Origin of the sequence: Paenibacillus sp. FSL H8-0332 (genome assembly GCF_037963835.1) — a bacterium.
In the GTDB taxonomy this organism is placed as follows: Bacteria; Bacillota; Bacilli; order Paenibacillales; family Paenibacillaceae; genus Paenibacillus_AQ; species Paenibacillus_AQ rhizoplanae.
In genome coordinates, this window is record NZ_CP150145.1 from 824,716 (window position 1) to 838,356 (window position 13,641).

Annotated in this window: 14 protein-coding genes; 9 read left to right on the forward strand and 5 right to left on the reverse strand. The window is 54.6% G+C overall.

The window, feature by feature from the left end; translation table 11 throughout:
• Window positions 1-328: 328 nt before the first annotated feature.
• Window positions 329-1,255: an ABC transporter ATP-binding protein gene (locus tag NST43_RS03510; protein WP_339222570.1), complete on the forward strand. Its 927-nt coding sequence runs from the start codon at window positions 329-331 to the stop codon at window positions 1,253-1,255.
• Window positions 1,248-2,036, forward strand: coding sequence for a DUF2705 family protein (locus tag NST43_RS03515; protein ID WP_339222572.1), 789 nt, complete (start codon window positions 1,248-1,250; stop codon window positions 2,034-2,036). Before NST43_RS03510 ends, NST43_RS03515 begins: the two co-directional genes overlap by 8 nt.
• A gap of 51 nt (window positions 2,037-2,087) precedes the next feature.
• Here the strand turns inward: NST43_RS03515 and NST43_RS03520 are convergent, their stop codons facing one another.
• Together NST43_RS03520 and NST43_RS03525 are read right to left on the reverse strand one after the other, a co-directional pair.
• On the reverse strand, window positions 2,088-2,537 hold the full coding sequence (locus NST43_RS03520; protein ID WP_339222574.1) for a polymer-forming cytoskeletal protein: 450 nt from the start codon (window positions 2,535-2,537) through the stop codon (window positions 2,088-2,090).
• Between the two features lie 28 nt (window positions 2,538-2,565).
• Window positions 2,566-3,855 (reverse strand): M23 family metallopeptidase, encoded by a 1,290-nt coding sequence (locus NST43_RS03525; protein WP_339222576.1) that lies wholly within the window; start codon window positions 3,853-3,855, stop codon window positions 2,566-2,568.
• A gap of 277 nt (window positions 3,856-4,132) precedes the next feature.
• Between NST43_RS03525 and cls the strand changes: the two genes are divergently transcribed.
• Window positions 4,133-5,563 carry a cardiolipin synthase gene (cls, locus tag NST43_RS03530; protein WP_209993280.1) on the forward strand — a complete coding sequence of 477 codons (1,431 nt, stop codon included), beginning with the start codon at window positions 4,133-4,135 and terminating at the stop codon, window positions 5,561-5,563.
• A gap of 167 nt (window positions 5,564-5,730) precedes the next feature.
• The gene (locus NST43_RS03535; RefSeq protein ID WP_339222578.1) at window positions 5,731-6,639 is read left to right on the forward strand and encodes a YitT family protein; all 909 of its coding nucleotides are present in this window, start codon (window positions 5,731-5,733) and stop codon (window positions 6,637-6,639) included.
• A 175-nt stretch (window positions 6,640-6,814) separates the two neighbouring features.
• Here the strand turns inward: NST43_RS03535 and ligD are convergent, their stop codons facing one another.
• Complete coding sequence (ligD, locus tag NST43_RS03540) at window positions 6,815-7,711, reverse strand: non-homologous end-joining DNA ligase (RefSeq protein WP_209993281.1); 897 nt, start codon at window positions 7,709-7,711, stop codon at window positions 6,815-6,817.
• A gap of 397 nt (window positions 7,712-8,108) precedes the next feature.
• On the opposite strand from ligD, the gene NST43_RS03545 reads away from it, so the two are divergent.
• Both NST43_RS03545 and NST43_RS03550 read left to right on the forward strand, forming a co-directional pair.
• On the forward strand, window positions 8,109-8,684 hold the full coding sequence (locus NST43_RS03545) for a sigma-70 family RNA polymerase sigma factor (protein ID WP_339225327.1): 576 nt from the start codon (window positions 8,109-8,111) through the stop codon (window positions 8,682-8,684).
• On the forward strand, window positions 8,648-9,844 hold the full coding sequence (locus tag NST43_RS03550; protein ID WP_339222580.1) for a hypothetical protein: 1,197 nt from the start codon (window positions 8,648-8,650) through the stop codon (window positions 9,842-9,844). Before NST43_RS03545 ends, NST43_RS03550 begins: the two co-directional genes overlap by 37 nt.
• 47 nt (window positions 9,845-9,891) lie before the next feature.
• On the opposite strand, the gene NST43_RS03555 is transcribed toward NST43_RS03550, so the two are convergent.
• Both NST43_RS03555 and NST43_RS03560 read right to left on the reverse strand, forming a co-directional pair.
• Window positions 9,892-10,890 carry a DNA ligase gene (locus NST43_RS03555; protein ID WP_339222582.1) on the reverse strand — a complete coding sequence of 333 codons (999 nt, stop codon included), beginning with the start codon at window positions 10,888-10,890 and terminating at the stop codon, window positions 9,892-9,894.
• Window positions 10,883-11,863 (reverse strand): Ku protein, encoded by a 981-nt coding sequence (locus NST43_RS03560; RefSeq protein ID WP_209993285.1) that lies wholly within the window; start codon window positions 11,861-11,863, stop codon window positions 10,883-10,885. Before NST43_RS03560 ends, NST43_RS03555 begins: the two co-directional genes overlap by 8 nt.
• 141 nt (window positions 11,864-12,004) lie before the next feature.
• Here NST43_RS03560 and NST43_RS03565 point away from each other — a divergent pair, with 141 nt between their 5' ends.
• The 3 genes from NST43_RS03565 to NST43_RS03575 all read left to right on the forward strand — a co-directional run bounded on the left by NST43_RS03565 (window position 12,005) and on the right by NST43_RS03575 (window position 13,581).
• The gene (locus NST43_RS03565) at window positions 12,005-12,184 is read left to right on the forward strand and encodes a hypothetical protein (RefSeq protein ID WP_339222584.1); all 180 of its coding nucleotides are present in this window, start codon (window positions 12,005-12,007) and stop codon (window positions 12,182-12,184) included.
• A 15-nt stretch (window positions 12,185-12,199) separates the two neighbouring features.
• Window positions 12,200-12,385: an H-type small acid-soluble spore protein gene (locus NST43_RS03570; RefSeq protein ID WP_339222586.1), complete on the forward strand. Its 186-nt coding sequence runs from the start codon at window positions 12,200-12,202 to the stop codon at window positions 12,383-12,385.
• Window positions 12,386-12,606: 221 nt separating this feature from the next.
• Window positions 12,607-13,581 carry a multidrug resistance efflux transporter family protein gene (locus NST43_RS03575; RefSeq protein WP_339225328.1) on the forward strand — a complete coding sequence of 325 codons (975 nt, stop codon included), beginning with the start codon at window positions 12,607-12,609 and terminating at the stop codon, window positions 13,579-13,581.
• The last annotated feature ends 60 nt before the right edge of the window (window positions 13,582-13,641 follow it).

Below are 13,641 nucleotides of genomic sequence, written 5' to 3' on the forward strand. Positions count from 1 at the left end.
AGGTTGATTTTGTGCCAAGCCGTTTCCACTGGCTTTCACTGCATTTCTTTCCTAATTTCAGGGAAAAGGGAAGGTGTGGTAAAATATATAAATGGTTGAAACGGGTTTTGGATATAACAATAAAGTGTAAGTAACGGAGGGGAAGTTTGGAACTGGAGGAGCGGTAGCGTCCGCCTTTAGGTTTGGATTTCTACCGCTATGAGCGGTGTAATGAGGAAATCCAAACCTAACAGCGGCCGGAGGTCCAAACATTCTCCGCAGTTACGATGGAAACTTTAATATTTATTTATGCCCGTTTCACACCAAACCGACGAAAGGAAGTGAAGTTATGCCGAATACGGCAGAAGTGGTAAAGCCAGTAGCCAGCCTGATGGGGGTCACCAAAAAGATCGGCTCCAAAACGCTGATCAGCGACTTGACACTCGACATTCCACCCGGGCAAATCTTCGGATTCCTCGGGCCGAACGGAGCCGGTAAAACCACTACCATCCGTATGATGGTAGGACTTATCTCCATTAGCCGCGGTGATATCTTAATCTGCGGACGAAGCATCAAAGACCATTTTGAAGAGGCCATAGCCAATGTGGGGGCCATCGTAGAGAATCCCGAAATGTACAAGTTCCTTACCGGATACCAGAATCTTCGCCAGTACGCCCGCATGGTGCCCGGTGTGACCAAAGAGCGCATCAATGAAGTAGTGGAGCTGGTTGGCCTCAGTCAGCGGATCAATGACCGGGTCAAGACCTATTCCTTAGGGATGCGCCAGAGGCTGGGGGTGGCCCAGGCTCTGTTGCACCGGCCGAAGCTGCTGATTCTGGATGAGCCGACTAACGGACTGGACCCGCAGGGGATCCGTGAGCTGCGTGACTATCTGCGCAAGCTGTGCCAGACTGAGGGGACAACCGTGTTTGTCTCCAGTCACCTGTTGTCGGAGATGGAGCTGATGTGTGATAGTGTGGCGATTATCCAGAACGGCCGCCTGATCGATGTGAAGCAGCTTAAGACTGTTGGGGATGCAGCGGTACCGGTGAGCCAGACGTTCTTCGAGGTGGATAACCCTGAGGCTGCACTGGCGCAGATCGGCCAAGGCGTGATCATGGAAGGCGGAATAGCTGTAGATGCGGTGCGGGAGGAGATTGCCGAGCTGAATGCCAAGCTGGTAGCTGCCGGGATTAAGGTCTACAGCATCAAATCGATGTCCCGTTCGCTCGAAGATCAATTCTTGGAAATTACAGGAGGTGAAGGCATTGGGTGAGTTCGCTTCTCTCATACATAATGAGAATATCAAAATATTCAGACGTCTGCGGACATGGATTATGCTGGTTCTTCTGGCGCTGATGAGCGCGCTGTTTCCGGCGCTGGTTCACTTCACCACGAATGGCAGCGATGTAGTCGGGTTATGGGACAGTTTCCGGACTACCGTAGCCATCGCTTTTTTCCTGAATACCATCTTCACAGCTTTAGTGGCTGCCGACTCCGTGGCGGGCGAATTCACCTGGGGAACGATTAAGCTGCTGCTGATCCGCCCTTGGAGCCGCTCCAAGATTCTGCTCTCGAAATATATTTCGCTGGTTATCTTCAGCCTTGTCAGCACGGGAGTGCTAATCTTATTCGGCTATGGCTCCGCCTTCATTTTCTCTTCCGGGGCTGCAGGCATTACGGGGGACATGGTGATGGGCTGGGGGCAAGGAGAATATGTCTTCATGCTGATTCTGTGCAGCTACATTGAGCTGTTCCTGACAGCAGCCATTGCCTTCATGATCTCCAGCGTATTCCGTTCCAGCGGCCTGGCGATTGTGCTGTCGCTGTCGATCATGTTTACCAAGGATATCTTTATTGCCATATTCAACCCCGACCGCTATGAGTGGGCGAACTATCTGATTTTTGCCCATATGAATCTTAGCAATTATCTGGTGTCGGATACCGGTCCCGGAGGAGCAACGCTAGGGTTTGCGATTGCCGTTCTGGCTGTGTATTATGTTGTATTCATGGCGGTATCCTGGATTGTGTTCCGTAAAAGGGATGTGGCAGCGTAAAGAGCAAGAAGGAGCTTGCCAGTTTAGGTGTACAGGCTGAGAGCTTACGGCTCATGCGCCCTCCAGCTTACTCTGCTTGCTCTCTCTGCGCTTGGCTGCAGTCTTCTTGGCAGTGACCGTATGCAGCCCGCCCGCTGTCTCAGGGGCGGGCTGTTCGGTCATGGCCACAGCCCCGTTCAGCAGGCTGCCTTCCGTAATGCTCAAGGAACCGGCGGCAATATTGCCGTGCAGCTGTCCCGTTCCGGTCAGAATGAGCTTCCGCTGGGCGGTTACGTCTCCATAGACCTTGCCGGCGATAATGATCTCCTGCGCCTCAATGCTGGAGTGGACGGTGCCCTGTTCACCAACCGTCACAGTACCCTCACATAGAATCTCCCCGCTGAAATTCCCTTCAATCCGCAGGTTCGTATCGCAATGCACTTTCCCCTCAAGCGTGCCGCCATGTCCGATCAGCGAGTCGGTTGACCTCAGCGAAGCACCCGGTTGACGTCTGTTCCACATTCCCGCATTCCTCCTTATATTCTTGAACCTATAAAGGCTTAACATAATTGAGCGGATTCACCGGCTTGTTCTGCTTCACGACCTGAAAATGCAGATGGGGGCCCGTGCTGCGCCCGGTGCTGCCCAGCATGCCGATCTGCTCCCCTTTGCCGACCCGTTCACCGGGGGTGACCGTCATCTGGTTCAAATGCATGTACCAGGTCTCCAGTCCATTGTCATGCTTGATTATGATGTATTTGCCCCGGGCTCCCATTTGTTCTGCCGAGGTAACCACACCGCCCAGCGCCGCGTATACTGCATCTCCGATATTTCCTGCAATATCAATCCCTGAATGATAAGCAGAGACGCCCTTAAAAGGATCGGAGCGGTAACCGAAGCTGGAGGTGATGACCTTCGAGCCGGTAGGCCACATCACAGCCCGCGCCAGCCGGGCTTGCTTCTCCTGGGCTTGTTTTGCTTGAACATCCGCTCTCGTCTTGTGTGCCTTTTCGGCCTGGGTAATCGTGCTGGAGATACTGCCAATCATCTCATCCATGATGCTGTGGATCTCCTCGAAGTCGTCCTTTGTCTCCTCAACCAGCCGCTGCGGATCATTCTCGTAGACGGCGACATATTCACCGCCGACCTGCGGATTCACCGTCCGGCGCAGTGCGGTGGCAGCAGCCTGGAACCGGAAGTTAATGGCAGGGGATACGGCGGCAGGCGGCGATACGGCAGGAGGGACGGCTTCCAGCTGCTCCCGGATGAACGGGCCGGCGCTTAACCGGCTGACTTTGCCATGGGTTCCAGCGGCAGCAGCGCCGGTATCCGGCAAGCCCGCCACAAGCAGCTGCCTGCCGTTGCCGGAAGCTGCTGAGGTTGACGTATCCGCGCTGTAGGTCTTGGCGCCAGCATTTTCAGTGCGGATAGCCGCACTAGAACCGCTACCGGCAGCAGAAGAGGTGGTTTCTTTGTTGATCAGTGATTGCAGCTGCTCTTCCAGCTCAGTCACACTCTTCAGCTTGTCTTTAATGCTCTCCGCTTCCTCCGAGAGCTCGCTTACCTGGCCGCGCAGCTGCTGTAGCGCCTGATCCTTATCAGCAACCTTCAGCTCCATGCGGATATTGGTCAGTGATAAGGCGGCCGCTTCGGCCTCCAGCTCTGCGATGGACCGGGAAGCATGGATATGCATGGAGGTGACCAGACTGGAGAGGGACAGCGCGGCTGCGGCAGGCAGCGCCAGAGCGAAGGGCTTCGACATCTGCAGCTGCTTCACAGGCCGTCCGGCCTCACGCATAACGAGCAGCGTAATCTTTTCCTGACTTGGCTGACTCTTCATAACGTCTCCTTACTGCGGCCATGGAAGCCGCTGGGTATGAACTGACTGATATCATCTGTCGGGGTGCAGGGGGCTTATCCGATTCGTCCTACTACTCTATGTATTCCATAACTAAGGTGAACATGACAACGGTTTACTTGAATAAAGAAGGAGAGTTAAGGCAAAACCTGTAGTAAGCGCAGGCTTCTGCCGCGGCAGATTCCTCATGAAAGTTAGCAAGCGCCGTCTATGCCCGCAGAGATAGTAATAGTTCTTACAGTTGATCAGGAGGCCCGGAATGAGGATATTTGCCGTTATCTTATGTCTTTTTATTGTGCAGCTTGCTATTATTACCGCTTCCGAATTTCGCCGTCCGCAGCGGGCACTTGCCTGGATATGTATCACCTTCTGCTGCCCGCCGCTGGGCCTGCTGTTCTACTATTTCCTGGGCCGTGATTACTGGCAGAGCCGCAAGCTTGGCAACCGGTGCGTCTCCCTGCTGCGGGAAATCCGCATTCACGTTGCCGGTAAGATTCATAGGGTCAAACAGGTGGAAGACACCGGAAACCCCGGCTTTGAGCACCGCTCTGAGCTGCTGCACCTGTTCTCGGGGCTGGCGGACAATCCGGTTACAAGCCATAACCGGTGTGAGGTGCTCTCCGGCGCGCAGGAAGCGTATAAGTCCATGCTGGAGGCGATGGAGCGTGCGCAGGAGCATATCCACATGGAATTTTATATTTTCCGGGATGACGGGATCGGCAAGCAGTTTCAGGAGCTGATGATCCGCAAGGTACGCCAGGGGGTGAGGGTGCGCCTGCTGTGCGATGGACTGGGAAGCCATAAACTAAGCCGGGGCTTTGTGAATACACTGAAGAACGCGGGGGTGCAGGTCTATTTTTTTCTGCCTCCGCTGACTGCACTGCCGGACCGCCGGTTCAACTACCGCAATCACCGGAAGATCCTGGTGGTGGACGGACTAACCGGATTCACCGGAGGCATGAACATAGGCGATGATTACCTGGGCAAGAATCCGAAAATGGGCTACTGGCGGGATACGCACCTGCGGCTGGAAGGGGATGCCGTCTATCATCTGCAGTATGTGTTTCTCAAGGACTGGCGGCTGGCGGCCGGTGATATTATCAGCCATCCGCGCTTCTTCCCGGATCATGACTGTAGCGGAAGGGATGCCGTGCAGATTGTCGCCAGCGGCCCGGATGCGGCGATAGATGCCACCCAGGAGATGTATTTCGCTTCTATTTGTGCTGCAAGGCAGCGGATCTGGATGACCTCGCCGTATTTCATCCCTGACCCTGCGATAAGCAGGGCGCTGAAGAATGCGGTCCTTAGCGGAGTGGACGTAAGGATCATTATCCCGGCGAAGCCGGATAACAAGCTGGTCTATTATGCCACGTTGTCGTATCTGGAGAATCTGCAGGACGCCGGCGTGAAATTTTACCGCTATACCACAGGGTTCATGCATGCCAAGGTAATGATTATTGACAGCCTGCTGGCCACCGTCGGCAGTGCCAATCTGGACATGCGCAGCTTCTATTCCAACTTCGAGCTGACAGCGGTGCTGCTCCGTCCGGAGATTATTACAGAGCTGGCTGAGGACTTCAGCAGAGACCTGAAGCACAGTGAATTCATTGATCCGAAAAAGTTCCGGGAGCGCAGCCGTAATGTCAAACGCATAGAAAGTCTGTGTCAGCTCTTATCTCCGCTATTATGAGAGAAAAGATGGCGGAATCATCGTTTATCGAAGGTTATATCAATTTACATGCGTTATTTGAGGTTCCTTTATGATATAATGGAAATATAAGAAGAACAGGGGAGAAAGCACGATTGTACGTTCGCTTTCGTAAGCTTCTTAGATATACTATTTATAGGGGGAGTTCTATGACTGTAAGCCAACATATCTTTACGAGTGAAGAACAGAAGAAGCCGCAGAAGTCTGGAGTGTTCAAGACGGCAAGACTGGCCCAGCGGATTGTGATGATTGTCATCGGAGCGGCCATGATGTCTGTTGCCCTTGAAATTTTTCTTGTTCCCAATAAGTTGATTGATGGCGGAATCACCGGTATTTCCATTATGTTGTCCCATATTTTTAATATACCGCTCGGTATTTTGTTAACCCTGCTTAACCTGCCGTTTCTGGTCATCGGTTATAAGCAGATTGGCAAGACGTTTGCCTTATCTACTCTATTCGCTGTAGTTCTGATGTCCATTGGAACCCAACTGCTCCATCCTGTGAATCCTATTACGGTTGAGCCGCTGCTGGCAGCAGTATTCGGAGGGGTAATCCTAGGAGTGGGGGTTGGACTCGTTGTCCGTTATGGCGGATCGCTTGACGGAACTGAGATTGTAGCCATTCTTGTGTCCAAGAAGCTTCCGTTCTCTGTAGGGGAAGTCGTCATGTTCTTCAACCTGTTTATTCTGTCCGGCGCAGGCTTTGTGTTCGGCTGGAATAATGCGATGTTTTCATTAATTGCTTATTACATTGCTTTTAAACTGATAGATATTACACTTGAAGGTCTGGATCAGTCGAAATCGGTATGGATTATCAGCGATAAATTCCGTGATATCGGCGAAGCTCTGACGGAGCGTCTGGGACGCGGAGTGACTTATCTTGATGGTGAAGGCGGATTCTCCGGCGATAACAAGAAAGTGATCTTTGTAGTTATTACCCGTCTGGAAGAAGCGAAGCTGAAGTCTATCGTAGAGGATTGGGATACCGAAGCATTCATCGCGATAGGCAATATCCATGATGTTAAGGGCGGCCGATTCAAGAAAAAAGCAATTCATTAGCATTAGCGTCACCGGTTCAGCCGGAACGCTTCGAAGGAAGGTATATTTACGAACGACAGAGTAACCCATACGGCGGTCCTGACTTGCTTCGCCGCATGCCCATATATAATAATACCTTCCGTCCTGATTAAGGACGCCAGGGTAAGCCCGCAGCCTGAGAATGGCATTTGCGGGCTTATTGCTGTCCTGAGGGAAGCTTGGCAATAATTGCTTCGACCGGCTGAGGAGGAACCTTGGCAATCAGATCTCCTAACCGGCTGAGACGCTCTTCTATATTCAGCAGGTTAAAATCTGTAGGCTTGACGCCCCGTTCAACCTCCTCCCACAGGAGGGGAGTGGAGACAGTAGCCAGCGGCCGGGCGCGCGGGGTGTAAGGGGCAGCGAGTGTTTTGCCGCCGTAATGCTGGAGATAATCGAAGTATATTTTGTCCCCGCGATGCTTCTTCAGGCGCTCCAGGGTGAAGAGATCGGGCCGCTTCTCGGTAACATAACGGCCTACGAAATGCCCGATCCGGCGCAGATCATCGAAGGTGACCCCCGGCTTAACCGGAACAATGATCTGCACTCCGGTGGCTCCCGAGGTTTTGGGAACCGAGGCCAGCCCGAGCGATCTCAGCACCTCTCCTACCACAGCAGCAGCTTCCATAATCCGCGGTTCGACCTCAAGCGAAGGGTCCAGATCGATCATCCATTCGCAGGGCAGCGTACTGCCGGCATAATGGAGGGAAGGGTGGAATTCGAGCGCGGCCAGATTGCCCAGCCAGAGCAGCTCCGGCAGGCCCTGCAGCACAATGTAGGTAATATCATCCTGCACCGCCGTGCTGACGAATTCCGGCAGCGGCTCCGGGGCGTTCTTCTGATAGAAGGACATCCCGGGGACGCCGTGGGGATAGCGGATCACCGTGAGCAGCCGGTCCTTGCAATAGCGCAGCAGGTAGGGCGAGAGGGCTGCAAGCTTTTGCAGATAGATCTGCTTAGTGATGCCCATCTCGGGCCAAAGCGGTTTGTCGGGATTGGTGATGCTGATTTGCTGCCCGTCTACGGTAATAGTTCCTTTAGTGGCCGCTGGCATGGGACACCCCTCCTTAGGCTTGTCTATGTCTGCCTATATAGATTGAACCAATGATTTTTATATTTAAGGGTTATCCGTGACTCCAGAGAAGTTTTGGACTTCCGGCCGCTGTTGTCTGCAGATTTCATGATTTTATACCGTTTTTAACGGTTGAAATCCGCAGACAAAGGCGGTCGCTACCGCTCCTCCAGTTCCAAAATTCCCCTCCGCCACTTTCCCCTTAACTTAAATTCCAAGTTCAATCTATATAGTATTTGCCTTACTTTAGTTTTTCAGTCGGGATTCCGGCAAAGACAGGCCAGTGTACTTTTTTTACGCAAAATGTCCCTTTTGGCCCGAGCAGGCGCTTATAAGAGTGTTAGCTAGAAGAGAGGAGCGTTTTACGATTTTGGATGAAATGGAACACCTCGTTGTTAAGGTTCAAAACGGCGAAGTGGAGCAGTACGGGCGGATCGTTGAAGCTTTTCAGCAGCCGATGTACCGTTATTGCAGCCGTCTGCTAGGCAGCGGGGCAGAGGCGGAGGATGCCGTGCAGGAGATTCTGGTCAAAGCCTATCAAAATATCGGCAAGTATCGTCCGCTGGTCAGCTTCTCTTCATGGATGTATAAAATCGCCTATCATCATTGCCTGGCGGTTATCCGCCAGCGCCAGCGGCAGAGCCGGGTGATGCTGCTGCTGCGGCCGCAGAAATATGCGGAAAGCCCGGAGCAGCAGATGGACCGATTCCTGTTCGATGAACCGCTCGCTGTAGCGCTATCCCGGCTGAAGCCGGAGGAGCGGAACCTGCTGGTGCTGCGGATTTTTGAAGAGCAGAGCTTTGCCGAAATCGCCGTCATTCTGGGCAAGAATCAGGATGCGGTCAAGAAAAGATACCGGCGTACGATCGTTAAGCTCACCGACCTGCTGCAATCGCAAAGAGAGGGGGAGGCATCACCATGGACGAGCAATTCACTGCTGAAGAAAAAAGGATAAGACGAATGGGCGCAGGTGAGGCAGCGGGCAGCATTGATGTTAAGTCATCCGTTATGGAGCGGGTACGGGTCATCCATGACCAGCGTCTTGCATCAGAGGGCGGCGGAACGCCAGCTTCACCGGGGCAAGCGGTGCCAGAAATGGTTAGGCAGGGGCCTGTGATGACCAGGCAGCAAATGCCTGCGAAGCGTCCTGCGGTACAGCGGGGCAGAAGGCTGGCCGCCGGACTCTGCGCAGTTGCGCTGCTGGGGCTGGCTGGGTTTAGCGTTCTCCGCCATGTGACGGACCAGGAAACTACGGGGACGCTGCACCCGGACTTTGCGGTCATCCGGCAGACGGAGGGGCAGCCTCTGGTCTTGAAGGATAACGGCGGCAGAATTGTGGCACAGGTGAAGAATGCAGAATTGAAGGTCTACACGCCGGCCTACATTGGCTCTAGCTCTGCCCGAGAACGTTTCTTTAAGCTAAGGGAGCAATATGAACAACAGGCGCAAGCGGATTTACAGCCGGGAGAGACAGCAGCTTATTATGTCAATGACAGTGAATTGATTGCATTGATGAACGGGCTGGGTTATGGGAAACCGCTATTTTTCACTAGCAGAACGGTTACGTATACCAACTACGCGAAGCTGTCAGCCGCCCGGGAGCAAACGGGCAAGTGGAGCTTTGCACTGCCGCCTGAGCGAATAGGCGGGTTACAGTTTGCCGAGGGCCGGCTGTTCGCCAAAACCCCCTCTGCGTTTGAGCCGGAGTATAGGCTGGCACTGGAGGCATTGAAGGCCAAAACGGAAGCTGCTCCGGACGGGAATCCGCTGGCTGCAACTTTATGGCCCTTGGAGAATATCGCAAGCGCCGAGGTGATCTATCAGGATGGCAGCCAGCAGCTGAAGCTTCAGTTATTCTGGAATAACGCAGCAACAACCGGTCCTTCGCAAATTCACGTATCCCCCGGCCAAACCGCTGAACTATGGACCTACGAGGATAAGGAGCTGCTGTTCATTCCGGGGGCAGGCGCTGGAGAAGAGAACGGAAGTTCGGTAAGCATACTGTATTGGTATGATAACGCCTACGGAGGGCTTGCTTTGATAGCGGACCCGCCGGATAAGCGGCTGACCCGGGAGCAATGGGAGAGCATTGCCGCTGGTATGGTGCAGCGGTGAGGCGGCAACCATTGTGCTTGCCCATGCGGCTGAGCGCAGATAGGCAGCTAAAACCCCCTCTGGCTTAAAGAACAAGAATGGGCGGGCAGATCGACCTGAGCCTGAATCACAGGCTGGCGGAAGGTGCCGGAGGGATTCCATTCCAGAAAATGCAGCTTAAACACCAGCTCAGGCTTAATCCAAACGGAGCCTGAGCTTCGCTGCGGAAGTGCAGCAAACGGCATTTGCTCTGTGACAAGCCCCGGAATCCGTTCGGTCAGCGTCCGCCAGTCCTGGACAGTCATTCTGCCCGCCCCGGCATGTCCGATATAATGCAGCCCGCCTGTATCATCATACAGGCCGAAGAGCAGCGCATTCACAATGCCGTCCCGGAAGGTGACACCACCGGCGACTGCGGTGACATCGGAGATAATCTTGAGCTTCTGCCAACGCTTGTCTTTGCCGCCGGGTGCATAGGTGCTGTCCAGATCCTTGCAGACGATCCCTTCCAGACTGCCTTGCCGCGCAGCGGTGAGCAACTGGGCGGGGTCCGGGTAGCTCGGCACCTGCTGCACATGGGGATGGGGCAGCAGCATCTCCTTCAGCAGCTCCTGCCGCCGGAAAAGCGGTTGGTCCAGCAGCCAGATGCCGTTACAGTACAGCATATCAAATACCATATACAGCACCGGAACCTGCGGCTGCACTGCCCGGATCGCAGCCTCGTTCTTCAGGCTGTCCCGCCGCATGACCTCATGGAAGGAGGGCTTGCCGCCGCTGAGCGCAATGATCTCGCCATCCAGAATGAAGGAGCCGGCCCGGCAATAGCTCTCTGGTCCGTCCAGCTCAGGATACTGGAGCGTGCGCCGGTTGCCCCGGCGGTTAATCAGTTCGGCATGGCTCCCGTCGTAATAGGAGATCATCCGCACGCCGTCCCATTTGATCTGGGCGATCCACTGGTCCCCGCTTGGAAGCACAGAGGCTAACACAGGCTCAAACGGAGTGACGGGTTGAAGCTGAAGGGAGCTGTCCAGCTTGGCGGCGGGTGCAGACGTCCGGCCGCTAGGCACCGGTGCCCTTGCTCTTCGCGCTTCTGCGCTTCGGCTTCGGGGCAATCACCGGAATCGGTCCGGTGGCTTCATCTACAACCGGGGCGGCGGGTGTATCGGTTGTAGTCGTGGCGGCAGTGGCCTTGGCCGGACGTTTCTTCGCTCCTGCAGCAGTCTTCGGCTTAGCCCCGCTGCCTCCCTTGGCGGGTCCGGGATCGGAAGGAATATGCTGCACTGCCTCGATACTGGCCTGTAGGGCGGCCATTAGATCGATAACATTATTCTCCTGGCGGGCGGGAGCAATATGGAACTCTTCGCCTGCAATCTTATGCGTGATCAGATCAAGCATCCGCTGGCGGTAATCATCGGTGTATTTGGCAGGCTCGAACGGGGTGGACAGCTGTGAAATCAGCAGCTTGGCCATGTCCAGCTCTTTGTCGTTCACACTGCCCGGCTCCGGCAGGCCCGGGACCTGTGATACCGGACGGACCTCGTCCGGGTAATAGATCGTCTCAATCGCCAGGCAATCGGCCAGGACGCGGATGGCGGCCAGACTGCTTTTGGAGCGGATGGAGATCTTGGCAATACCTATCTTCCCGGTCTGACGCATCGCCTCCATCAGCAGACGGTAGGCATTGGCACCTGCCTGATCGGGCGATAAATAATAGGTCTTCTGGAAATAAATCGGGTCGATCTCCGTCAAATCCACGAAATCCAGTATGGTGATGCTCTTGCTGCTCTCCTCGCTTAGCTGATCCAGCTCCTCCTTGTCGAACAGGACAAACTTGCCCTTCTCATATTCGTATCCCTTGCCGATCTCCTCCCAGGCGACTTCCTTGTCGCAGACAGGACATTTACGTACATAAGACAGCGGACTGCCGCATTCTTTGTGGATGTAGCGCAGCGAGATGTCTTTATCCTCCGTAGCAGAGAACATCTTGACCGGAACATGCACAAGCCCGAAGCTGATGGCACCTTTCCAAACGGTATGCATAAGAATCGCCTCCTGATGGGATGTGGTATGGCTTAGTATGGGGCGGCAGTGCTTTTTCTAGCCGGATGCATTATTTGAGAGTCATGGGAAAAAATAATGCTGCTCAGCTTACACAGACACATAGCGAGAAGAGGAGGCATTATGGACAAGGAGCACTATCACTGGAGCGATGCGTTATCCGAGCAGGATATTCCGGCAGAGGCGGTCAATTGGGACAATATTATTGCCGATCCCGAGGATGCCGGGCTGGATGAGGATGCTGGGCTGCTGGATGCCGATGCAACGATTGGGGAGCTTCCGGCGGAAGATGACGAGGAATAAGGAGGCAGGAAGAGAATGGATATAACACGTGCGAAGGATATTTACGCTTCCAAGGACAAGATCGCGGTACATCTCGACGGTGAGCCGGTCTGGATTGAGCATGTCGATCCCGATAACGGCATGGCAACGGTTCAGGTAGGCTCCCGGCCGACGAATACGCAGACTGTTGGTGTTGAGCGGCTGGAGGAGCAGGGGAAGTAGCGGGTTAGCACAATAAGTCAGGTAGGTATCCAGGTAAAATACTCATTGGAGCAGGGTTCTCTTGGCGGTGACAGCATCGCGGGGAGTACCCTGCTTTTTTATGGCCTTACTACCGGACATGGAGCCTTAGCCCTCTAATTATAGCTGACACAGATATTGACGCCGGGAGTGGTGACCCCCTATATTTGGAAGAAGAATTTTGACGAAAAGAGATGATGGAAGTGCGTCCGATATTGCTGGGTGTGTGCTCGGCGCTGTTTTTTGCGGTGACGTTTGTGCTGAACCGGAGGATGGAGCTTGCGGGAGGAAGCTGGGCCTGGAGCGCCTCGCTGCGGTACTTGTTCACGCTGCCGCTGCTGCTGGCGATTGTGGCCGGAAGAGGGAGGCTGAAGCCGTTGCTGGCTGCGATGAGAGAGCGTCCGGGGGCTTGGCTGCTGTGGGGCACTGTCGGGTTCGGCCTGTTCTACGCGCCCATCTGCTTCGCCGCTGCCTATGCACCGGGCTGGCTGAGCGCGGGAACGTGGCAGATCACAATTATCTCCGGTTCGCTGCTCGCTCCGTTCTTCGGAGAATGGGTCAGCGGACCGGGAGGACAAGTATACATAAGAGGTAAAATCCCGCTGCGCGGGCTGCTTCTCTCCCTGATTATTCTCGCAGGAGTAGCGCTGCTGCAAGTAGAGCAGGCGCGGCAGCTCGCTCCTTCCCAGGTCCTGCTGGGCATTGTCCCGGTACTTATCGCTTCCTTCGCTTATCCGCTCGGCAACCGCAAGATGATGGAGCTGTGCGGCGGCCAGCTGGATGTATTCCAGCGGATTCTCGGCATGACGCTTGCCAGCCTGCCTTTCTGGCTGGCTATTGCCCTGTACGGCATGGCAGATACAGGGCTGCCTTCCTCCTCTCAGGTAGGACAATCGGTCATCGTTGCACTCAGTTCGGGAATTGTGGCGACGGTGCTATTTTTCCGGGCAACCGATCTGGTCCAAGGCAGCATGAGCAGTCTCGCAGCTGTGGAAGCGACCCAGTCACTGGAGGTACTGTTCGCCTTGCTGGGGGAGATGCTCCTGCTGGCTTCGCCGCTGCCTTCCTTCCTCTCATGGGCGGGGATCGCGGTCATTATTGGCGGAATGGTGCTGCATAGCCTGTTCTCCCGGCATCCGGGGAAGCCTGGGGCGGCTCAAGTGGTCTCGACGGACTGACAGAGGCTGTTGCGGTGCAAGTAGCATACCGATATAATTAAGGATATTGTTAACCGTTAG